This is a genomic window from Ochrobactrum sp. BTU1 (assembly GCA_018798825.1).
In the GTDB taxonomy this organism is placed as follows: domain Bacteria; phylum Pseudomonadota; class Alphaproteobacteria; order Rhizobiales; family Rhizobiaceae; genus Brucella.
Window position 1 is genome coordinate 528,603 of the sequence record CP076356.1, and the last position, 23,652, is coordinate 552,254.

Consider the following 23,652-nt stretch of genomic DNA (forward strand, 5'->3'; position numbering starts at 1 on the left):
GATGGCAACAGCTCTACCGTCTTGATCCTCTTCGCCATCTGCTCGTAGGAATCCATCATTTTCAACGATCAGTAGTTCTTCGTCGGGCCGAAGGCTTGGAGACTACCGCCTCACCTCAAGCGTTTTGAGACCGCGTACGATTTTCAGTCCGCTTGACGCGACAACTGATAAAGCCTTCAAACTGCACCCCTTCGTGCATACAGCAGTTTGCACACTTCTTACTGCCTGTCCGATACCACAGCAACATCCCCACGGGCACGACCCTGATCACTTACGTTGTCATTCCGACCTAGCCGGAATTAACTCTAAACTCATGCAGCACGCAACAATCGGCCGGTGCGGATGTTGGCTTGGCAGTGGCGTTGCTGACATATAAAGCTGCGCCTTCTCAACTGGTAGATATTAGTGAGAAGACCAAATTACCGCCATTACCGAAACGGGACATTGTTTTTGTCTCAAGTGTTACCGGTGAACGGGCAGCGTCAGTGTTGCGCCGCCTCGTTCTTGCATTTCAGGCTTTGTAAAAAGGGTTAACCACACCGCTTGCGTCTCAGTTTAAGCAACCGATGTTTCATGCAAATGTTTCCATTGCAATTGGGTGCTTATGTTGCTCAGGAAGGTTGTCGCCACGCGCTTTTTTGGTTCGTGGCCTGACTCCTCCTGAATTTCATGATAGGTTACAATAGCGCCATCAGCACCTTCATATATAACAGACATATTTTCGAGGGTAATTTTCAGCCCTGATTTTGCACCGGCCTGTGTTTTAAAAAAGGCACTGATTTCAGGATAGCCAAGCTCTGAACCGCCCATCGTGATCATTGTGAAATCTGCTGAAAAACCGGCCATGAGTTTTTCATAGAGTTTAGCACTGTTATCGGCGCCGCTAAACCAGTCCTCAATCATGCTGACCGTGTTGCGGATAAGGTCAAAATACATATCGGATTGTGTCATTGTGAATCTCTTTTGCTTAGGTTTGGGATTGAAGATTGGCAAGAATTTCACGGTTTGGTAGCCGCGCGCATATGGCGAGCGGGATCAAAGCAGTCAGGGCGATGATCAGAAAACAGCTATGGAAAGCCTGTATCGCAGCTTTGGACTGAGACGGGTCGGTTACATCAGTAACAGCGTGCCAGGATAAAATAGCGCTGAGAAACAGAGACAGAAGAGCGACGCCTAAACCAAAGGCCAGCTGCCGGTTGATGTTCCAGATTGCGCTGGCATCTGCCAGATCGGATGCTTGAACCTGTATAAAGGCAGTGCTTTGTGCAGTGCTGCTACACAGACTGCCGCCGAAGCCCATAAAAGCGAATGCAATCATGAACAGCGAATATTGGTCTGCACTCTGTGTTTGAGAGAGCATAGCAATACCGCAGCCTTGCAGGACGCAACCCATCATAAACAGCGGACGTGGCCCGCAACGATTATAGAATTTTCCGGTCAGGCTGATGGCAATAAATGAAGCCAGCGACCATGGGAGCATCAGAAAACCGGTATTTGCGGCTGTCATTCGCAGTACCGATTGAAGATAAAGCATTGTAATCATACTGATGCCAATAAACACACCAGGGATCAGCAAATAAACAAGCATTGATGTTCCCATCAGGAGATCAGCGGTTAAGCGCAAATTCAGGATGGGCTGTGGTTTTTTCAGGCTGAGGCGAATGAAGAGGGCGATAGCTGCCAGCCCGGCTAAAACGCTAAGTGTTCCGTTGTAGAGCATTCCTTGATCGGCGAGTTGTGACAGGCCAAACAATAAAAACACCAATCCGAGTGAGCCGGTAAGAAAGCTGAAGAAATCAAATGGCGGAATAGGGCTGGTATGCTGGTTAACTGTTTTAAGCCAGATAAGGGCAAAACAGAGTGTTAAAAGTGCTAGTGGCAGGTTGAGAAAGAATATCCAGCGCCAGCCAAGGTAATCAACAATGATCCCGCCTGCCGCAGGCGAGAGAGCCGGTGCGAGTAAGGCAACGAGCATGATGACCGAAGACAGGCCGGCCCGTTCATCCGGCCGGTAATGCTGATATGTCAAAGTCTGGCCAACCGGAATAAGCAGGCCACCACCCAAACCTTGGAATACCCGCCATGCAATCAGGGTGTAAACTGATCCGGCCATGCCTGCGCCCGCTGTAGCAACTGCAAACAGCGTCAGCGACAGTCGCAATATGGTTCTGGCGCCGTAGCGTTTAGATAACCAGCTGCTCAAAGGTATAATCAATGTCAGGCCGAGAATGTAGCCCGTGCCAATCCAGCTAAGTTCTGTCACCGTTGCATTAAGATCGCGTGCGATGAGCGGATAAGCAACACTCGCGACAAAGAGATTAATAAGGTCCAGAAAGAAACCCAGCAGATAAATAGTCGCGATTTTAGTCCGGTATGCCATGGGATCTCCTTACGAAGACCCGTCTATACGCCTTATGGTAATGATGATAAGCCTGACAATTCTGAAATAAATAGCAGAATAATTTTGACAATAGGCACTGTTCTCATGCTCAATTTACAACGGGTCAATATTTTTGTGACGGTTGTTGATAGCGGATCATTTACAGCAGCGGCGGAGCTGCTTGGTCAGACGCGGGCGGTTATTAGCTTTAATATCAAGCAACTTGAATCTGATCTCGGCGTATCACTGCTCACCCGAACGACGCGGCGTTTAATGCTGACTGAGGCCGGGCAGAGGTTTTACACACACGGGCAAAGACTGCTGCAAGATGCCGCTCTAGCTGAGGAGGATGCGCGGAGCGGGCATCAGGAACTGAACGGGCTGTTACGGATTTCAACCACGCTCGAATATGGGGTCTACAAAATCGTTCCTGCACTTGCTGCATTCTCTCAAATGCACCCGCAATTGAAAATACAACACAGCGCATCATCTCGACATGCTAATCTGGTTGCAGAGCGTTTTGATATTGCAATACGTCTGGGACAGATCGCAGATACCGGGTATCGCGCGGCTCTGATTGAAACATTTTCCATTCTTCCGGTCGCAGCACCGGATTATCTGGAAAATCGAAATGTTCAGGAGCCATCCAGTCTTCATGAGCTTAAAGCTTTAAGGTGGATGGCACATAGCCGTTTGGACACACCATTAATCTGGAAGGTTGAAGCGCCAAACAAAATTCAGGAAATGCTCGATATGCAAACTCAGGCAATGATAACGGCAGATAGTTCTTCAGCGTTGCGGGAGTTCGCTTTGCGCGGCGCCGGAGTGGCATTGTTGCCTGAATGGTTGGTCGCTGACGATATCGCTGCAGGGCGCTTACTTCATCTTTTGCCTGATTTTCGTTTTCCAAAACAAGCGGTGTCTGCGATTTATCCGAATACACGTCATATACCGGCAAAGGTCAGAGCTTTCATTGATTTCTTGAAAAACATTGCTGTATGATAAAGTTTCTGTCTGCTAAAGCAGAGCCAGTCGAGCGTTTTTGTCATGCCTGCATTGTTGCATGAGCTGCGATTGGATCAGATGTGAGGTCAGGGTGAAGCGCGACTTTTGCCGTTTGAGTTTACGCAAAACGATGTCTGTTTGAGATGAGTTTTTGTCGGAAGACTTCTGCGGGCGTTTTATATCCTAAACATTTACGCGGTGTATTGTTGAGGCGATGACAGATGAATGCGAGGTCTCGATCACTGAGGGTGAGCGGATCAAGGTCTCGGGGAAGCCAGCGTCTTGTGCGCCTATTGGTGTTCTCAACAGTGCCTTTCTGCCAGGGTGACTGCGGATCACAAAACCATGTTTGAGACCCTATCCCATTCTGTAGATACGACCATTCTGTAAACTCAGTGCCACGATCAAACGTGATTGATCGGCGGGCCATTTGGGGCAGGGGTTGGAGTACCCTAATCACCCCATCCATCACCGGCCGTGACTGCCGATCATTGTTGCGCAACAAAACCGTAAAGCGGCTCACCCGCTCGACCAGAGACGTCACATTGGCTTTGCCGAACCTCTTGCGAAACTGGATGAGGTCGCACTCCCAATGACCGAATTGCTTGCGCCTGGCAACCATATCCGTGCGGTGCAAGATGCTCAGTTCAGGCGGAAAGCGGCGTCCATGATGACGCCGGGCATGACGTGGGCGGCGTCGGGCACGACGTTCCGGCAGATATTTCCAAAGCTCTTCTTTTCGACCGTCGGTGGAATACACAAACTGATAGATTGTTTCGTGACTGACAGAGATGGGATGTTGCTCCAACCGCATTCTCCCAGCAATCTGTTGCGGTGACCATCCATCGCTGATGTGATCGATCACGGACTGCCGTAGCTCATCATACCGAATGAGCTTGCGTTGCTTCGAACGCCGCTCGCGGCATTTCTGGTCAGCAATCGTACAGTAATAGCCGTTTAAATCCTTAATCTCATCATCGTTAAACTGATTGCGTTTCAGTTCACGAAAAATCGTCGAGCGATGCCTTCCAAGCTTCTCAGCAATAACGTCAACGGAAAGCTTTGCAGTGCGCCAGCGGGCTATTTTGCGACGTTCATCCAGGTCAATATGTGAATAGGTGCGGTCCATGAAGGGTTCCTTGCATTGGATAACTCATTGTTATCATTTGCAAGTCGCACTTCAAACTAGAACCCACCCCGTTATACACATTGTTTTAGCAAGTTAAAGTTGCGACGTTCCCAGCAGATTACAGATGCGACAGGTGCTGACGTTCAGCCCCCATTCCGAGAGGCTGGTCGGGGTTGCAAACGAGGAATGGGGGCGGGTGAATATCCACCTCTTCGGCTTTAGCTTTCTTAGTAGCAATTGTTCTGTCAGCAGTTGATACTCGGCTCACCTGCATCGGGCAGGAGAGGGATCCAAGTCGTACAATGCTACCAAAAATCTGCCTGCAAGGTGACGTCGATATCGCTGCACTCTCACCACTGCTTCGCGGCATGCTGCTTGCAGTTGCCTATGCTCAGCGCGAGGGTGGCATCGGACTAACGGCAACCGGCGCGATGAACCGCAAGTTCGTGCATTGGGCTGCTGAGAACTTCCTCTGGCCCAGGTTCACAGCCAAAGACCTCTTCAGCATGCACAAGGTGCTCAATGAAAACGACATGCCACCACTTTGTGTTGTGCACGACCTGACCCGTTATCTGAAGCTTCTTCGCCGCAGGAAAAATGTACTGCTGCCAACCAAACGTGGCCTGGAGTTTCTGGTCAATCCGCAAGCCTTCTTCGATCTGATCGCCACCGATTATCTCTATTCGTATATTCATGCCACCGAACGTAAAGAGGCGATCCAGGCACGATTGCGTTGGTGGCGTATGTATCTCAATCTGCTCAATATCAAGACCAGAGAAGGGTGTAAGCCGATGGACATTCTAAAGATACTCTATCCGGATATCGCTCATCTGTCCGACACTGAAATAACCGTCGATGCGTGGGACCTGAAATTCGAGCTTCGGTACGGTGTCCTGCGACGCTTATGCTGGCTCGGCCTGCTTTTTGAGGCAAGAGAAGGGCTCAGCTTGCTTGACGACGGAACCTTCCACAAAACACCGCTTTGGACAGCTTGCCTGCAATTGGAGTCGGATATGCAAAGCGATATCGGCGTCCATTGACGCCCTTTATTCCGGCGCTGGCTGTCTCAATAAAGCTTGTTCTCGCCGGGCAATGACGGCAGGGTCGTTCATGTAAGCTGTGCGCGATTTACGCTCTCGCTTCTGATAGCCATTCCCGACACTGCCGTCAGGTATACCAAACATATGGTTGGCCTGACCAGTACGACGCGGACCGCTTTTGCTGCGTTGCTGCTCCCGTCCCGCCTGCATCTCAGCGACGATCAACAGCATGTCATCCAGCCGTTTGTTCTCGACAACAGGTGAGCGATGAATGGAACGAAGCTTGTCGAATGTTGTATAGGGCAGGGTGTCCGTACCGTGCATGATCTCCAGACGTCCGTCGGGATAGTCGCAGACAATGACCTTCTGCCGCGCAAGCCGCTTTGCAACTTCGGTCGGTTCCAGGATGAACAGCACTTTATCATAGCGTAGTGTCAGTGTTTGTGACAGCGTTCGCACTTCCTTCCGGCACAGCGCACCATCAATATTCTCATGCGCTGCCAGCGGTCGATGCATGTCCTTGGGATTGCGTGGCTCCTTGCCAAAACGGGCATTGAAATCTGCAATATATTCCGGCGCATATGCATTGGCTGCTTCGATCGTATCGATGCCGCGCAGCCGCAATTCCTTAACCAGACGATCCTGCAAAGTCCTGTTTGCCCGCTCAACACGGCCTTTGGCCTGTGGAGTATTGGCACAGATAATGTCGATGTTGAGCTCATAAAGTGCCCGACCAAACTGTGTCAGGCCGCTTGTTCGATCTTGCTTCGACGGATGAAGCGAACGAAAAACGCCGTGTTTGTCGCTATAGAAAGCTAGTGGTTTGCCCCATTGCTGGAGATATGCCTTCGTCGCATGAAAATAATCAAACGTGTTCTCTGAGCCCGCAAAACGCAAATGCAGGAGCTTGCCAGTGGCATCGTCGATATAAACGAGGAGGGCGCATTTGGGACCCCGCTCCTCGAACCACCAATGATGCGAGCCGTCGATCTGTATCAGTTCACCAAAGCAATCACGCCGGCCGCGCGGTTGATGCAGTTGCCGCTTGCGTTCGCGACGTGATGTCCACAATCCCGCTGCTGTCATCCATTGCCGCAGCGTCTCCTTGCTGACTGAAAGCCGATGGCGTTCAATCAGCTTCTCACAGGCCAGTGTCGGCCCAAAGTCCCGATAATACGTCCGTACAATATCCAGAATATCATTCCGGAAATCCTCGCCATAACGGCGATTGCTCGGACGACCGCGCTTGCCCGAAACAAGGCCCGCTGCACCAAGCCGATCAAATGCCTGTAACATCCGATGAATCTGACTACGACTGAGGCCAAGCAGCGCCGCTGCCTCCACCACACGAAGCTGATTATCTCTGATTTGCTGAACAGTCTTCAGCCGGTTGAGTTCTTTCTGCGACATCGTGATCAAACAAGACATGACGGCTCCCATCCGCTGTTTGCTGCTGAAAGCCCAATCTTCCTTTCCGCGTTCGATTTGAAAAGGGCAAGAGAGGCAAAAATTGTCGCATCTCTAAATTGCCCATGTGTCGCATCTGTATATTGCCGTTATACACATCGATTGCATAAGATAGCTTATGGAACTCTCTTATGTGCCGCGTCAAATTCGAGCTGTAGCTCAGCCGGACCTCATGTTTCCAGCGATCCTCTAAAATATTCGTCTGAACAGCAATATTGCGTTTGCTTCAAGTGTTCGGTCGCCAGATGAGCACCTCGTGCTTAGAGCAAGTCTGCCGACAAAGGGTAACCATAAATGCTGTTACCGTTGACCTTGAGTTCCTCTCGCAGACCTCGACTTCGGATGGCGCATTGCACTTGGGTTATGCTCATTTCGGTGCGGAGCTTTGCAAGCTCGGCCTGCCGGCTATAATATTCTTCCTCATTATCGAGCAAATCAGAAAGTTGGCGGGTTCCCATGTCGAAGTATTGTTCTCGATAAAGTACTCTCGTCTTTTTGAGCAATTCGATCTGCTTCTTGAGCATCGTCGACTTAATATCACCAGCGGCAAGGCTGCGTACGAGCGCAGTCTCTGTCAAACTGTCTTGCAGTTGCACCGATGCGAGCTTGGCTTCAGTTCCAGCTAGATTGTTGCGCGCGACATTTGCTCTGGCTGTAAGCGCGCCGCCCTGCAAAAAGTCAGATCGAACATCGACGTTCAACCCCAGCGGCAGTTTGTTCACGCCGAGCTCTCCACCAACAACAGGCTGCAGCGCAATACGTGGAGTGACTTCCTTCTCGGCCTTTTCGAGAGCGACCTGAGCACGTGCCTGTGACAGACGGTTCATGCGCAGATCGTCGGTTTCGCCTTGAGCCTTACACGACTTGGTAGATAGCGAGACCCGTCCGCCTTGCGGCTGGCCCGTCAATAGTGTCAGACGGTCCCTCGCCTCGCCGAGTTCAAGTTGGGTATCATTGGCAAGAAATGCAGCCGATTGCACTCGCTTACGAGTTTCCAGGTGATCACTTGATGAAACAGCACCGTTTGTGGCGCGTTCTGCAACGAGTTTGTCGAGCTCGGTGAGAGCTTTAAGCTGACTTTTGTAGACGTCAAGCAACTCGCTCTTCATCTGCACGTCGGCATAAGTTTTTAGAATTTCCAGAAGCGTATCGTCGACCGTTTTCTGGAATGCAATGTAATTGATCTGAAGATCAAAATCAGCCAACTTTACTGCACGCTTGGAGTTCCCGCCATCAAACAGCAGCTGCGAACCAGTGAGGTCCACACCAGGTTTTCCAGTGCTGCCAGAACCAACGCCAGCTCCAGCAGCAACAGAAAGGCCTGGGAAAAGTGCGGCCCGTTGCACTCTAACCTGATCCGCACTTGCGGAAATCACGCTTGCCGCTTCCCGCACAGATGGATTGATGAGAAGACCATTGCGAGCGACCGCGCCTATCTGCGCACCTTTTACAGGCGTCAAAGTCGGCATCACAGATGCCTTCTCGATAATCGCCGCTTCAGTGCCATCGGCTGCAGGTAACCCAACGCACCCTGAGAGCAGGATTCCGCCAGTGATAAACAGTGCCGCTTGACGGCAGATTCTCAGGTGAGCTCGCAAAGGGATCATTTGGTCTTCAGTTTCGTTTTCCTGCGACCAAATCGGCGCATTGTGGACGCCGCCACGCTGCGTGAGATACCTTACCTGCACCGTCAAAGTAAACCCGATATTGACAAATTAAACGGTCACGACCGACGAGCGGCAGCGAAAGATTAAATTCAAGTGACCCGTCACTGTTGCGATGAGCGGCGCGTCCTAATACCGCCTGTAACGCGGCCTGTGACTGACCGACAGAAATGCGACGAACTTGCGCTATGTCGCGTGGCATGCCGATACGAACATAACGCTTGTCCATGTCGGAATATGCTTTTGATACTGACGAAAAGCCCGCATGAGGATTAACCTCATTGAGAGTATCCCGAGCCTGAGCGGGTGTAAGACAAAATGTTGCAAGGGCAATTATCGAGAGTTGCAGGAATGCGGCGCGCGCGCCGAACCATTTTGTCATTTCGGACCTCTTTTTGGAGATATTGTTTATTGGTAATGTTGGTAAGGAACTGAATGGTGTTACAGCTTTAACGTTCACGGAGCGCCTCCTGTGCACGGTTAAACGGTTTGATCAGGTACTGCCATACGGTCTTTTCACCGGTGCGAATATCGACGGTCGCAATCATCCCTGGAACGATTGGAAACCGAGCGCCGGCTTTGTTCGTCAGAAAGTCTTCGTGGGTTCGAATATAGGCGCGATAAAACACCAGATCTTGTTTGACCTCGTCGCGCACAGTATTCGGCGATATCGTTACCACTTCACCAGCAAGACCACCAAATATGGCATAGTCATAGGCTGAAACCTTGACCAGAGCGTTCTGTCCTGGATGAATGAAAGCGATATCACGCGGCGAGATACGGGCTTCGATGAGGAGTTGGTCGTCCATTGGAACCAGCGTCATCAACTGCCCGCCAGCCGGAATGACGCCGCCGATCGTGGTAACAGCAATGTCTTTAACGATGCCGCGCATTGGTGCGCGGAACACCAGACGATCAAGCTGATCCGCCCGACCTCGCATGATCGATGCCTGGACCTCTGCCTCAGCATTGATCTTTTGCAATTCTTCACCGGTCTGGACCCGCAAATCCGCGCGCAATCGCGAAATTTCGAGCTTCGTTTGAGCTGCTTCGCGTCGAAGTTTAATAACTTCGACCCTGCTGGTCGCTCCTGTCGACTGTAGCTTTTCTGCAATCGCGAGTTCCTGACGCGTGAGCTCAAGACCTTCAGTCAACCCAGACAAGGATTCCCGTAGGCTCTCACGACGGGACTTGAAGAGAGCAAGCTCGTTGGCACGCAACTGTGCGAATTCATCGCCAGCCAGTTCTTGCGGGAAGACCACTTCGTCCAGATCGCCCAACTCGGCGCGCATGCGTGCGGCGGCAGCGATGGAGGCGTGAAACTTTGCTGCCGCCTCCTCAACATTCGACGCAGTGCGAGTCGGATCGAGCTGTGCGAGGATCTGTCCGCGTTCGACGATATCACCTTCCTTGACGGAAATTAGCGTCAGAATCCCGCCATCGAGCGACTGGATAACTTGCTCTCTTGAACTGGGGACAACGGTTCCTTGGCCGCTTGAGACCTCGACAAGCGGAAAAAACCAGGCCCATGCAAGGAACAGGGCGAGCAGCAAGAATACAAGCCAGACAAATCGACTTTCCGAGCGCGCGGTTACGCGTTCAGCTGTGGTGTTAAGCGGCAGGCTCATGCGGCAGCCTTTCCGGATCGCAACTGGCTGAGAACCTGATCTTTGGGCCCATCCATCGCAATCACACCATTATTGACCACGATAAGTCGATCAACGATCCGCAGCATTGCGGGGCGATGCGTGGCAACAATCACCGAAATGTTGCGTCCCAGTTGGCCAAGCACATGAATAACTGCCGCCTCCGACACTTCATCAAACGAGGCTGTTGGTTCATCGAGCAGCAAAACACGTGGCTTCCTAAGCAGGAGCCGTGCGAGCAACAGGCCTTGCTTTTGTCCACCCGATAATCCGAGCCCGCCTTCTTGAACCAGATGATCCAAACCTTCAGGGAGCCGATTGATAAAATCCACCAGCCCCATTTTCTCGAGCGTATCAAGGACATCCTCGTCCGTCGCCATAGGCGCGCCGATCGTAAGGTTTTCGCGCAATGTTCCGTGAAACAGTCGAGCGCCCTGCCCCATGACACCGATGTCACGCCTGACGTCTGTCGGATCAATGAGACCCATAACGATATCGTCAACGCGGATTTCCCCTGCCAATGGCTCGAGAAGTCCGGCAAGACCAGACAGGAGCGTGGATTTACCCGCACCATTGCGCCCTAAAATAGCGATGCGTTCGCCCGGCGTGATTGTAAGCTGATCAATTTTAAGAACGGGAGATTCGGGATTGTGCCCGAATACTGCGTCCTTGATGCGAAATGCACCGCTGATGGTTGGCTTATGAATTCGCTGCTCTTCCTGAGGCGCATCCACGGGAAGAGCCATCAGGCCGTCAAGCGCCTTGCGCGCGACCTGGGCCTGTTGCCAGCGGTTGAGGATTTGCGTTACCGACGCCAATGGAGCAAGCATCCTTGAGGACAGCATAGAGGCTGCGACAAGCACACCCGTACTTAGTTCGCCGGCCATAACCATGGGTGCACCGAAGAAGATGACTACCGCAAACACCCCACCTTGAACCGTCTGTGCAAACGATGACAACCGGTTAATAAGATCGCGCAACTCCATTGAGGAGCCAGATGTGGTCTCGTTGTAATGGTTCCACAGGTTCTGGAACCGCGTTTCGGCCTGCATCGACTTGATATCGTCAAGTCCTTGTATGGCTTCAACCAGCATCGCGCTACGCAGCGAAGATTCTCGGGTGTTTGTTTCAGCCAGCCGACGAAGTCGTTTTTGTGCCAGCAGTCCAGGCACGACCAGCAGGACCATCGCCAAAAGAGGTATCCAGACCAAGGAACCGGCAATGTAAAAGAACAATACGCAAAACAGCAGGAAAAATGGAACATCCGCAATTGCCGCCACTGTCGTGGAGGTCAGCATTTCGCGGACATGTTCCAGCTCGCGTATCTGCGAAATAAACGTGCCGGTGGAGCGTGGTCGTGCGGTATTGCGGATACGAAGTGCGTGCCCGAACACCCGGTCTGATATCCGCAGGTCAGCAGCTTTTCCGGCTATATCGGTAATACGGCTTCGAGCGGTACGCACACCCATCCCGAATAGGATCGCCATCATAACGCCGATGAACAAGACCCAGAGTGTGCTCATAGATTGCCCGGGCACAACACGGTCATAGACTTGCATTGAAAAAATCGTGCCGGCAAGCGCCAGTATGTTGGTCACAAGCGAAGCAACCAACACTGCGCGGTAAGGCTTGAGATCCGCCAAAGCAATACTGCGCAACCAGTCGGGACGCCAAGGCGCAATATAATCATCGATCCGTCGGTCGGGACGCGACGAAACAGGACGAAGCACAAACAGCCGTCGCAAGCGTGAAGCCAATTCCTCTCGCGATAACGGGGTCATCAGGCCCTTGTCACCGGACAGAATTACTCCGAAGCCTTCGGCAGTTTCCCGTTCAATCACTCCAACTTCGCCGCCACTAAACTCAACGAGGAGTGGTAGCCTGAGAGCCGATAGAGCTGTAGCTCCCTCATCAATCTGCCGGATAGAAAGACTGACCGAGCGCGCAAGTGTAGCCAACCGGTCCTCATCTGTGGACCACGCCATGTCAAGTTTTATGCGCTCCACCGAGATGGCCATGCCGTAATGCGTTGCGACACGCATTACGGCTTCGATCCACCCTCGGTTGGCGCGCCCCCCGGAGGGAGCGGGACCAGATTGGTTTGGCGCGGCGTTCACAATATCAGACCTCGTAGTGAACGGCCGAGCGAAGTTCGTCTTCGAGCGAAGGTGCCGTCATTGGAGTGCTGAGGTCGACAAAATCGGAAGCTCCACCACCGGTGTCTGACGAAAACGGTTTAGCGTCGTGCTCGTCAGGCAGGATAGCGGACATCGCATCGTGCCCTGTATCAGAGGACAGGACGTCATCGATTGTAAGAGCAGTCTGTTGCTCTACGGCAGGTACTGTAGACGCCTGTGTATCGATCGACGCCAGACCGAAGCTTTCACTGTCTTCTGCCATTGCAAAGGAGAACAGGCTCGAATGATCAGAACTTGATGCGACGGCATCCTGGTGACTATCAATCGTCACGCCGTCAATCTTTAGAGTGACCGTCGTGCCACTTTCACCGGTCCCCGTGTAAGATCCGTCTGACTGCAGCACCCAGTTTCCTGAAAGCGACAGCAAATCCTCCGATGTTCCCTTTATTGTCAGGATATGGTTTGCATCGGTGATCGCCTGAACATCATCAGGGGTCAGATCTGTGATTGCATTTGTTCCATGAATTCCCAGATCAATGATCTCGATATTCTTAAGGTGTTGCTTAAGATCATCACCACTGAGATCTTCGCCAAAGCGCAGGGCAACGGTGTCGGAACCGGCTCGGCCGTTGATGTTTGAACCACTCCAAATAAATGTGTCGTTACCTGATGTGGCTGTTGTAGGCGTTACAGCAAGCGTCAGCGTGTCGGTTACATGCTGCGATTCCGTTCCTGTTGCACTTTCAACAGTCCATGCCTCGACCCTGATCTGCGTGCCCGCCGTGGATGCGTCCTGATCGGAAAGCGCAGATGCTGCTTGAACGAAACCAAGCTTATCGAGATTGTCCTGCGACAAGCCAGTGATCGTATAGGAATTGGTGAGCTGATCGTAAGCGATCGATATGGCATCGTTGTTTGCATCGATAAGCTCGCCGCCGATATAAAAGGCTGCATGCGCACCAAGACCGGTAAGTTTCAAGGTTGTGGTTTCGGTACTTGCATCCTCAACACCTGCAACGGCGGTCGCCGCATCAACCATGGCTGCATTCAGGTTCAAGCTGATGATGCGACCTTCCTTACCAAACGACAAGGTCGGATCGATTGCTATTCCGTCTGCGACCGCTTCAACGGTCACAGGTGCAAGCGGCACAGTATCCACTCGGGTCGTCGGCAGGCTAGCCTCACCTGATTCAACCACGAGCGAAAGATCCGTAAGCGTGCCGCTCCAATGTGGGGCGGGTAGGATTGCTACATAGGCAGGCATCGTACCGTCAGAGGAAATGACCCAGGTATTGGTGCTGCCATCGCCACCGGCGTTTGAAGCCTGGGAAGCGACAGTTGCATCCCCTGCACTTGAACCGACATAAAGCAGGAAGCCCACCGGAACGCCAGACAACAGAATGGACTTGATCGCTTCAGAACCATCGTTGTCTTTGAGAGCAACCGTGAGACCAGTCAACTCGATCGCGTTGGTCTTTTCTGAAGTGCCGCTCTCCTTGCCAGTCACTGGCTGACTTTCCACCGTGACACCATTGTTGACGATCAAGACTTCAGCGGTGCTGGAGGCCGAAGCGGCTTCCGTATTTGCCGCACCAGTTTCCTTCGTCTGTACCCAGGCATTGAAAGTTACGTCGCCCGGCTGGAGGACGGTTCCATCTGCCGCAGTGTAAGTGAGCTCGACTGAGCCGCCTGCAGTGCCAATCTCAACAACATAATATTTGCCATCTGGCACACCTACGACTCCACTGATGTCGGTCAGCGTCAGCGTTCTGCCTTCACCATCAGTGAGCGTGCCATTGTCGTTTCCGTTGGTCGAAACCTGAACATAAAGCTTGCCGTCAACGATCGTTCCGAACGTGCCGTCTGCAACATCGAAAGCCGAAATCGTTGCAGTAACACTGGTTTCTCCTTCTGCGACGTCAGGAACGTCGATGGTTACCGTCGCCTCGTCGGTCACCGGAATAATAGGCATGTCCGGCTTGGTGACCGCTTCCGTGCTGGTGCCACCAACCGCTGCTGCCGTCAGCTTGGCGTCAAAGTTGAATTCGGCATTGTTGTCATTGCTGTTAAGCGGGGGGGTGATTTTGATACCAGCAAGCAACCCATCAAGTGCGGCTTGACTGTCGCCGTTTGCAGGCACAACAACGGTTGCAGACCATGTCGGTACGCCGTTGATCGTGGTGAAGGTCATACCGTCGACGGTTGTACCTGGTGCTAGATTGGTGAGCGTGACGGTGTAACTATAAGCGACACTCGAGTCACTTGTTGTGACCTTAGCATCAATAACACCATCCAGGGTAAATTCAGTGTCTTCTGTACCCTGCGCACCATTGTAGCTCCATTCGTCGATAACTGGAGGCAGGTAAGATTGGCCGTCACCCAGATCTACCGTGAGGTTCCATTTGACGGAATCGGTTTCGATCTTGGCAGGCGAATTGACGTTCTGGCCCTCATCCTGCGCAAGCACGGTCATTGTGATGGTCGATGTGAGGTTAGACGCGCCCTTTCCGACGACGAATTCGACCGGAAGATTGATGCCACCAATGCCGATCGATTTCGCGTCCGCGCCGGAATAGATAAGGAGCCACGAACCTGCACCAATCTGGGATGCGCCGTTGACGGTAACACCATCAGGAACACCCTCAATAACCACGCGGACCAGATGTTCGCTGCCATCCGTATCGGCCGAATTTACGTGCAGGTTTACGGTCACTGTGCCGCTGGTCGTAACAGTCGCTGTGTCTGGTTCTGCATCGTCACCGGCAATCTCATCAGAAGTTGTACCAGTGGCGGAAGTCATGGTGATCGCCGTAATCGATGCATCGACTGCATCGGTTACTGGCAGTGCGTCAATTGTAAGCGAGCCATTCTTCACTTCAGTCACGGCAGTTAAAGTTCCATCAGTTGATGGATCAATCACTTCGTAAAGGAAATCCAACTTGCCAAGGTCACCGTCAAGATTGGCGGCACCCTTCGCGCCCAGACTATCGATCTGATCGGACGGGACAATATAGTAGGTTTTCCCTTCAATTTCTTTCGTTTCAAGGTTCGCTGCTGAAATTTCTGCTCCGCCTACATAGAGCGTAAATTTGCTTGCGTTGTAATCAACCGGAATGAAAATACTGCCCAATTTCTCATCTGTATCACCGTTTTGCGGAATGATTACCAGATTGAGCAGGGAGATTTCATCCTCGATAAGGGTGGCAGTTGATGTGATCAGTGCCTCCGGCGACGGAGTAACCGTGAAGCTGACATCGGTGAGAGGACCTGTGCGAGAATCGCCATCGTTTTCAGTTGTAACACCAGCGACCTTCAGGTTCACCGTCCCACTAAAATTCTCAGGAACAACAATAGAAACCTTCGAAAGGTCACTTGCCGACACCATCCAGATCCGTTCGGTCCCAGTGCCCGAAACGACCATCGTAGCTCCGGTTAATGAGAAATTCTCTGAAAGCCCTGTGATGCGAAGTGTAGTTACTTCCGATCCGTCGGTGTCGCTAGACGCTACCGAGGTTATAATATTGGACAGCTGGACCTTGTGTGCACCTGCATCGAGTGCTGCCTCTGTCGTGGTATAGGCAACATTTGGCAGTGTGATTAAGGCATTATCGGCGACACCGGTAACCGCAATATCAATCGTGCGGGAAACAGGCGCAGATGTTGACGTTCCGTCGACCGAAACCGCGCTGACAGTCAATTTGAAATCATTGTTGCTGTTAAGCGGCGGTGTGACGGTCATTGGGTAGCTATTGTTGAACCCAACGATCGTAACCGCACCGCCACTGACAGTCAGTTTTTCGCCGTTGTAGGTGATTACCGCTCCATCAGGAATGCCCGAGATGGTGACGTTGAAGGTTTCAGAATCATCCGAACTCGTTGTTTTGATCGAGAGCGGGATTGCTGTATCTTCAAGGCCCGTAGCACGACCATTGAGCGCCATGGTTACTTCATCAGCTACAGGTTCAAACTTGATCAAAGAAAGCGTAGCTTCACCGCTGATGGCTACATTGACACCATCTCCGCTTTCATGTGGAGGATCAAGTGGGAGTGTGGAAACGTCGCGATCGTCATCATAGTCAACCGTTGCCGCCTGCACTCCAATGGTGAGCGTTCCCGAAACATCAGCCGGAAGCTTAACCTGCAGCGTGTTGAGATAAACAGATGGTACCCAGATTGGTTCGCCGACATAGGTCTGCGTCTGCCAAGTAAGACCATTATCTGTTGAATAACGGAATTCAGTGCCAATAACCGTGTCAGTTTGCGTGTCAGACGAAAGCGTTGGGGTCAATACAGCATAAGTGAATTCATCCGAGTCTGCATTTGACCAAGCTGACTGCAGGTCGGCGAAGCCGCCACTGGTATTCGATGCGCCTGTGTAATTGCTACCAAGTGCAAACCAGGCATCTTCCTGACCCGCAACAGAATAGGCGTGATCGCCATTCATGGTGACGTCGTTTTGTCCATTTCCATCACTGTCGCTGTCGGTTCGCTCAGCCACAGGCGTAACGGTGATCTTCACGTCAAGATCAACTGTCTTGGTATCGCTATCAGAACCATTGGTATCGGTGCTGGTGATAGACAATTTGATCGTGGCATCCAAGCTGCTATGCGCTGGCGGCGTAATCGTGAAGGCATCAAGAATAGCTTCTCGATCAGTTTGGCTCAATGAACCGTCAAATGTGATCGTTGCAGTGGTGCCAGAAACATTGTAGCTCCAGCCTGCCGATGCATCAGGGGTCCCAACGGTCCAACCGGTGGGAACTTCAAATGTGACTTCGTTGATGACTTCGGAGCCGGCTGCAGTACCCGTATCAGTGACAGCTACACCTGCAAGGAAGTGAACAGCCGTATCTTCCGCTGTTGTACTGTCCGTCGCAGTGACATCACCAGCAACAGGAGTAACCCGCAGATCAATTGTCACACTGCTCGTTACGGTCGCTGGAATACCTGCTGAATCACTGTCTGTGTCACGGGTATTAAGCGTGATTACGACATCTTTAATATCACCGCTGAAATCTCGTGGTGGCGTGATGGAAATATTTGGTGCCGTTGCGAACGTGCTGGTTTCAGGCGAAGTGACAGAGCCGCTCGCACCAACGGTGTAATTCGTTCCATTGATGGTTACGATTGATCCCGCAGGCAAGCCGCTGACACTATAAGAATAACGTTCACTACCGTCAGTGTCGTTTCCAGCATTCGCATCAGTACTAGTCAAAGCCGCGGTGAGATGGCTCGACAAATCGATTTTGCTGTCCTCAGCAAAAGTAAGCGTCCTGACATCGCTCTCAAGCTCCGCCCCGTCGGTTACTGCTTGAACATCAACATTGATGACCTGCGTGCTCGACGCTCCCGCCACGCCCGCGATCTTGCCGCCGCTGGCATCAACTTCATAGCTGGTCGCGCTAACGGTTACAGTAAAATTATTGCCGCTTTCAGCGCGCGGATTTGCCACGAGAGCCGCATACTCGGCTGAAGTCAGATAGTAGATCCCTCGGGCGTCGTCAGCAGCAGGCGTGTCGCTCACATGAGGTACATCAGACAAGACGATGGTGATTTTACCATCGACTGGCGTAAGCGTTTTCACACCCGTAGAAAGCGTTACGCCATCGGCGCCTGCGCCACTTATGGTCAGCGTGATTTCACCAAGGCGCTCTGGATTATCATTGTTATCCGTACCTGTGCCTGTATCGGTGATAACAGGTGTCTTCAGGCCAAGCGTAACTGCTGTGTCTTCGTCGGTATTGACGTTCTTGTTTGCCTCAAGCTCAGGGGCATCGGCAACCTTGGTGATCGTGAAGTCAAGCGTCTGCGTAACGGACTTGCCACCGCCGCTTTCTCCCATCGTGTAGGATACCGTAGGGATATTACCGCTGTAATTTGGAGCGGGTGTAAAGGTATATTTCCCGTCTTCTCCAATGATCAGCGTGCCAAGAGCAGCCCCATCCTTTGTCAGATTTACCAATTCGCCCGGGGTAAATGTCTCTTGGAGACCATCGCCATTCGCATCGACCGTAAAGCCGGTCAAAATGATTTTGTTATCAACATCAGAAACGAAATCTTGCAGCGAGCCGTTGACGACGCCGTCCTCGAGGACATTTATCGTTTCGTTGCCAAGGCCCGTGATGTCGTCGTTGCTACCATTGACAGTAACAGTAATGACCTGTTCGCGAGTAGCTCCATGTTCGTCGGTCACCACCGCTGTGAACGTTTCTGTTCTTTGTTCACCATCATTCAAGGCTTGTGTGGAGGCTCGAGTGTTGTCGAGCGTATAGGTCCACTCACCTGTTTGGGCATCAATGCCGATTGTGCCATATGTCCCGTTGGTGGCGACGACGCTCCAGGTCAAAGTCGCATCCTTATCAACATCGGATGCTGTCAATGTTCCGCTAACCACATTGTTTTCATCAGGGTTAGCAGTTCCCTGCTCGGTCACTTCGCCACTCGCTTCAGCCGTTCCGGACGTGATCTCCGGACGGTCATTGGCGCCAGTGACTGTGATGGTCAATGTGCTGCTGCTTGTCGCACCGTTAACGTCAACCGCTGTATAGGTGAAGGTCTCAGTGACTTGCTCGCCTTGCTTTAGGGATTGTGTTTGTGTCGAGGTGTTGTCAAGTTCATATGTGTAGCTGCCATCGCTATTCAGCGTGAGGGTTCCATAGGTTCCCTGAATGCTCGAACCCACCGTTCCAACAACATCGCCAAACTTCACTTCATTTACAGCCAGTGTGGCCTTTTCACCATCATCAACGTCAGTATCATTCGTCAACACGTTGCCGGTTGCAGTGGCAGTTCCACTTATCGGATCGTTACCACCGTCCTGAACGCCTGCTTCCGACACTGATCCGGTGTCGGCATTTGCAACCGGTGCATCGTTGGTTCCGTTAATTGTGATGACGACTGTTCGGGTTTCGGTTCCGCCCTTCCCGTCACTCACCTCAACGTCGAAGCTCAGCTCGACCTTATCGCCTTCATTCAGAGCCTGAGTAGCACTCAGCGAATTGTCGAGCGTATAGGACCAAGCCCCTGTCACAGCATCGATGGTGAAGGTGCCGTAGGTTTGATCAGGAGTGCCCAGCACGCTCCAGCTAAGCGTATCGCCATCGACATCGGATGCGTCAAAACTTCCTGTCGCGGTCGGATTACCAGGAACTGGTGTGTTGTCATCGACAACACCTGCCTCAATCACTGTGCCGTCCTGGTCTCCCCCAGCAATCACTGGAGCATCATTGACTGGATCAACCGTGATGGTGAGATTGGCGGTATCCGTGCCACCTTCCCCATCGCTGATCGTATAAGTGATCGTCGGAACCGTGCCGTTCCAGTTTTCGTCCGGCGTAAACGTGTAGGCACCGGTGCTGTCGAGCGTAAACGTGCCAACATTCTCAATTATGGCATTGTCGCCAGCGCTGTAGGTGGTTCCATTGATCACAAACTGCGTAACGACAAGCGTATCGCCATCTGGATCAGTGTCAGCCACATCACCCGCTGCGCTATCAAGCAGCACATTGCCGCTCACAGGTGTATCTTCGTCAGTGCTTACAGCATCATCATTGGCAACCGGAGCAGGATTGGAAACAGTCCATGTGAAGGTTTGATCGACAGTGCTGGTGCCATCACTTGCCGTGATCGTCACACTATGCGCACCGCCAACACCGTCCTGGCTTGCGGATGGATCAATGGTGCCGCTGATAATGCCCGTATTCGGATCAATCGTCAGACCCTTTGGCAGCCCCGTGGCGCTATAGGTAAGCGTATCGCCATCAACATCCTTGAAGAAATCGCTCACATCAAGCGAAGTGATGGCGTCAGCATCATCATTTGCCTGATCGACAATCGTACCAACGGCCTCTGGCGCGTCATTAACAGGATCAACCGTGATGGTAAGATTGGCAGTATCCGTGCCACCTTCCCCATCGCTGATCGTATAAGTGATCGTCGGAACCGTGCCGTTCCAGTTTTCGTCCGGCGTAAACGTGTAGACACCGGTGCTGTCGAGCGTAAACGTGCCAACATTCTCAATTATGGCATTGTCGCCAGCGCTGTAGGTGGTTCCATTGATAACAAACTGCGTAACGACAAGCGTATCGCCATCTGGATCAGTGTCAGCCACATCACCCGCTGCGCTATCAAGCAGCACATTGCCGCTCACAGGTGTATCTTCGTCAGTGCTTACAGCATCATCATTGGCAACCGGAGCAGGATTGGAAACAGTCCATGTGAAGGTTTGATCGACAGTGCTGGTGCCATCACTGACCGTGATCGTCACACTATGCGCACCGCCAACACCGTCCTGGCTTGCGGATGGATCAATGGTGCCGCTGATAATGCCTGTATTTGGATCAATCGTCAGACCCTTCGGCAGACCCGTGGCGCTATAGGTGAGCGTGTCACCATCAATGTCCTTGAAGAAATCGCTCACATCAAGCGAGGTGATGGCGTCAGCATCATCATTTGCCTGATCGACAATCGTACCAACGGCCTCTGGCGCGTCGTTGACGGGATCAACCGTGATGGTAAGATTGGCGGTATCCGTGCCACCTTCCCCATCGCTGATCGTATAGGTGATCGTCGGAACCGTGCCGTTCCAGTTTTCGTCCGGCGTAAACGTGTAGACACCGGTGCTGTCGAGCGTAAACGTGCCAACATTCTCAATTATGGCATTGTCGCCAGCGCTGTAGGTGGTTCCATTGATAACAAACTGCGTAACGACAAGCGTATCGCCATCTGGATCAGTGTCAGCCACATCACCCGCTGCGCTATCAAGCAGCACATTGCCGCTCACAGGTGTATCTTCGTCAGTGCTTACAGCATCATCATTGGCAACCGGAGCAGGATTGGAAACAGTCCATGTGAAGGTTTGATCGACAGTGCTGGTGCCATCACTGACCGTGATCGTCACACTATGCGCACCGCCAACACCGTCCTGGCTTGCGGATGGATCAATGGTGCCGCTGATAATGCCCGTATTCGGATCAATCGTCAGACCCTTTGGCAGCCCCGTGGCGCTATAGGTAAGCGTATCGCCATCAACATCCTTGAAGAAACCGCTCACATCAAGCGAAGTGATGGCGTCAGCGTCATTGTTCGCCTGATCGACAATCGTACCAACAGTCTCCGGCAGGTCATCAACGGGCGTAATTTCTATATCAAAAGTGCTTGTCGTCGAACCGCCGTCGTTACCGTCACTGACAGTGTAGATAACGGTTGGAACCTTACCGTTCCAGTTGGCAACTGGTTCAAAAGAATATGAGCCATCAGCCTTGATCACAAGCACGCCAATGTCAGGAATGCTAACTTTTTCGCCAGGAAGATAGGTCGAACCGTTGATCTCGAAACGGGTAATTGAGATCGCATCGCCATCCGGATCACTATCATTGCCAAGCAGATTACCGGTTACGGACGTATCTTCGGGGGCAATAACGGATTCTGGCTCAGTAACCGGAGGCTGATTGTTCACCGTAACAGTGACAGTCGTTGTCTCTTCGGTGCCGCCGCTTGAAACCGTATAAGTGTAGGTGTCAGTTCCCACGAAACCAGGTTTCGGTGTATAAGTTATCGTTCCATCTGGATTAACGACGACGGATCCATGTGCGCCAGGAGTTACGGCACTAATGCGGGCGTCTGGATCCTTGAATGTATCATTAGAAAGTACAGCGGTGGTTACCGGCTCACCCGCATGGGTGACAGCCTCATCGGGAGCAATGTCAACTACCGGCGTCACCGTGATTGGAACGGTAACAATCGTTTTCCCACCTCGACCGTCGGATACGACGACATCGAAGCTGTCTGGACCGTTATAGTCGGCATGAGGTGTGTAGGTATAGGTTCCGTCCGGATTAACCGTGACGGTACCGTGCTTAGGGCCTTCGCCACTAAGTTCAAAAGTCAGAGTGTCTCCATCGGCGTCTTTTGCGGTGATCACGCCCTTGAAAACGTTGTCCTCTGCAGTCTCAACTGGGTCAGCAGAAACAACAGGCGCCCTGTTGGACGGGCCATCATCACTACCGCCGCCAGAGCCAAGAGCAATCGCAGCCCCGCCTGCAGCCAGGCCTATACCTGCCAGAAGTGCCATCGGCAAAGGTGCGGCCGTGGTGGTTGAATTGATCTCAGCTATATCAAATCCCGACCAGGTCTCGCCATACTGCGCCCACCAGGTAACGTCGTTTCCGTCTTCGAAAACCAGATCATTGCGAGCGTCACCGTTTGTGACAAAGAAATTCTCGATGACTACAACCGAACCGTCTTCAAGAATAAGGAGCAGGTTGTTTCCATCGCGCTCAAAGCGCGCGACTTCCTCGGGCCCGATTTGCAGCTGAACAACACTTGGCGTCTCAAGCCGGATACGGTTTCCATCAAAGTTTCGCGACGCTCCACTCTCGGCCTTAGGAAACACGACTGCTTTCATTTTCGACGCCTATCTAGCTCTACAATACCAAACTAAACCTCCCGTGCTCGGGAAGTTCAATGATTGTTGTGTCCGTGAAATCCGCCTATGAACTCGGAGAACGCACAACGAGCTCGCCACCGCAACAGTTGTCAACCTGTTGAGATGCACACGCGCCTTGTACGTTGTCTGCGATCAAATATTAGGTCCCGCCGCAACACAATCAGAGCACCTTATGGTTGCGTCGCCAAGCTGTGTCAACTGATATTCTCTAATAAATAGATATTTGATCAATGCCCATTATTCAACAACTTAGCCCGCCTGAAGGACCTATCTGCCAAGCGATCATTTGAAACTTATCATCAACGAAAATGCGCGCGATTAAAAACAATCAAAACTATGTAAGATTTAGAAAAGCACCGAATATCCATGTGGTTAGCGCAATATCCCATCAAAAAGCTCTCGTTTAAAAAGCAACCCTCACACGAATGGCAATATTACTCTAGATTGAAATTTCAAGCAGCCAGATAGGTCTCAATTTCTGCACCAGTATAGCGACATCCCTTTAGCAAACCGATATTACTATCCTCCTACTATTATTATAGAATTCAAATCCTTTTCTGCTTCTTATTATTTATTATTTTTGCTATAAAATGCCTATGGCCTAAAAAAGAACTTTTTCGTATCTTTCGAATACCAATAAAGTATTATTTTCGATATATATTACACACACACCGACCTATTCACAACTTTTCCGGGAATGCATCTCTGAGTGATGGGCTATTCTGACATTTACGGT

Annotated in this window: 11 protein-coding genes; 2 read left to right on the forward strand and 9 right to left on the reverse strand. The window is 51.8% G+C overall.

Going from position 1 to position 23,652, the window contains the following annotated elements; all coding sequences use genetic code 11:
* Positions 1–555: 555 nt before the first annotated feature.
* Both KMS41_21550 and KMS41_21555 read right to left on the reverse strand, forming a co-directional pair.
* Positions 556–951, reverse strand: a complete 396-nt coding sequence (locus tag KMS41_21550) for a nuclear transport factor 2 family protein (GenBank protein QWK80345.1) — start codon at positions 949–951, stop codon at positions 556–558.
* A 16-nt stretch (positions 952–967) separates the two neighbouring features.
* Complete coding sequence (locus KMS41_21555) at positions 968–2,380, reverse strand: MFS transporter (GenBank protein ID QWK80346.1); 1,413 nt, start codon at positions 2,378–2,380, stop codon at positions 968–970.
* A 105-nt stretch (positions 2,381–2,485) separates the two neighbouring features.
* Between KMS41_21555 and KMS41_21560 the strand changes: the two genes are divergently transcribed.
* On the forward strand, positions 2,486–3,382 hold the full coding sequence (locus KMS41_21560; protein QWK80347.1) for a LysR family transcriptional regulator: 897 nt from the start codon (positions 2,486–2,488) through the stop codon (positions 3,380–3,382).
* A 121-nt stretch (positions 3,383–3,503) separates the two neighbouring features.
* Here the strand turns inward: KMS41_21560 and KMS41_21565 are convergent, their stop codons facing one another.
* Positions 3,504–4,514, reverse strand: a complete 1,011-nt coding sequence (locus tag KMS41_21565) for an IS30 family transposase (protein QWK80348.1) — start codon at positions 4,512–4,514, stop codon at positions 3,504–3,506.
* Positions 4,515–4,816: 302 nt separating this feature from the next.
* Here KMS41_21565 and KMS41_21570 point away from each other — a divergent pair, with 302 nt between their 5' ends.
* Positions 4,817–5,554, forward strand: coding sequence for a hypothetical protein (locus KMS41_21570; protein QWK80349.1), 738 nt, complete (start codon positions 4,817–4,819; stop codon positions 5,552–5,554).
* A gap of 6 nt (positions 5,555–5,560) precedes the next feature.
* Here the strand turns inward: KMS41_21570 and KMS41_21575 are convergent, their stop codons facing one another.
* The 6 genes from KMS41_21575 to KMS41_21600 form a co-directional block, all read right to left on the reverse strand.
* Positions 5,561–6,982, reverse strand: a complete 1,422-nt coding sequence (locus KMS41_21575; GenBank protein ID QWK80350.1) for an ISNCY family transposase — start codon at positions 6,980–6,982, stop codon at positions 5,561–5,563.
* 299 nt (positions 6,983–7,281) lie between these two features.
* Positions 7,282–8,628: a TolC family protein gene (locus tag KMS41_21580; protein QWK80351.1), complete on the reverse strand. Its 1,347-nt coding sequence runs from the start codon at positions 8,626–8,628 to the stop codon at positions 7,282–7,284.
* 7 nt (positions 8,629–8,635) lie between these two features.
* A complete protein-coding gene (locus tag KMS41_21585) occupies positions 8,636–9,145 on the reverse strand; it encodes a hypothetical protein (GenBank protein QWK80352.1) in 510 nt (169 codons plus the stop codon).
* Entirely contained in the window at positions 9,135–10,313 is a 1,179-nt protein-coding gene (locus KMS41_21590; GenBank protein QWK80353.1) for an HlyD family efflux transporter periplasmic adaptor subunit, read from the reverse strand. Before KMS41_21590 ends, KMS41_21585 begins: the two co-directional genes overlap by 11 nt.
* Complete coding sequence (locus tag KMS41_21595) at positions 10,310–12,373, reverse strand: type I secretion system permease/ATPase (GenBank protein ID QWK80354.1); 2,064 nt, start codon at positions 12,371–12,373, stop codon at positions 10,310–10,312. The genes KMS41_21590 and KMS41_21595 overlap by 4 nt, the downstream gene beginning before the upstream one ends.
* Before the next feature lie 79 nt (positions 12,374–12,452).
* On the reverse strand, positions 12,453–22,874 hold the full coding sequence (locus KMS41_21600) for a tandem-95 repeat protein (GenBank protein ID QWK80355.1): 10,422 nt from the start codon (positions 22,872–22,874) through the stop codon (positions 12,453–12,455).
* Positions 22,875–23,652 lie beyond the last annotated feature (778 nt).

Excerpts from the sequence above, each read along its gene's own strand:
- KMS41_21550 (QWK80345.1), bottom strand. The coding sequence starts at position 951 with ATGACACAATCCGATATGTATTTTGACCTTATCCGCAACACGGTCAGC.
- KMS41_21570 (QWK80349.1), top strand. The coding sequence starts at position 4,817 with ATGCTACCAAAAATCTGCCTGCAAGGTGACGTCGATATCGCTGCACTC.
- KMS41_21600 (QWK80355.1), bottom strand. The coding sequence starts at position 22,874 with ATGAAAGCAGTCGTGTTTCCTAAGGCCGAGAGTGGAGCGTCGCGAAAC.
- KMS41_21575 (QWK80350.1), bottom strand. The coding sequence starts at position 6,982 with ATGTCTTGTTTGATCACGATGTCGCAGAAAGAACTCAACCGGCTGAAG.
- KMS41_21565 (QWK80348.1), bottom strand. The coding sequence starts at position 4,514 with ATGGACCGCACCTATTCACATATTGACCTGGATGAACGTCGCAAAATA.
- KMS41_21595 (QWK80354.1), bottom strand. The coding sequence starts at position 12,373 with ATGCGTGTCGCAACGCATTACGGCATGGCCATCTCGGTGGAGCGCATA.
- KMS41_21580 (QWK80351.1), bottom strand. The coding sequence starts at position 8,628 with ATGATCCCTTTGCGAGCTCACCTGAGAATCTGCCGTCAAGCGGCACTG.
- KMS41_21555 (QWK80346.1), bottom strand. The coding sequence starts at position 2,380 with ATGGCATACCGGACTAAAATCGCGACTATTTATCTGCTGGGTTTCTTT.
- KMS41_21560 (QWK80347.1), top strand. The coding sequence starts at position 2,486 with ATGCTCAATTTACAACGGGTCAATATTTTTGTGACGGTTGTTGATAGC.
- KMS41_21590 (QWK80353.1), bottom strand. The coding sequence starts at position 10,313 with ATGAGCCTGCCGCTTAACACCACAGCTGAACGCGTAACCGCGCGCTCG.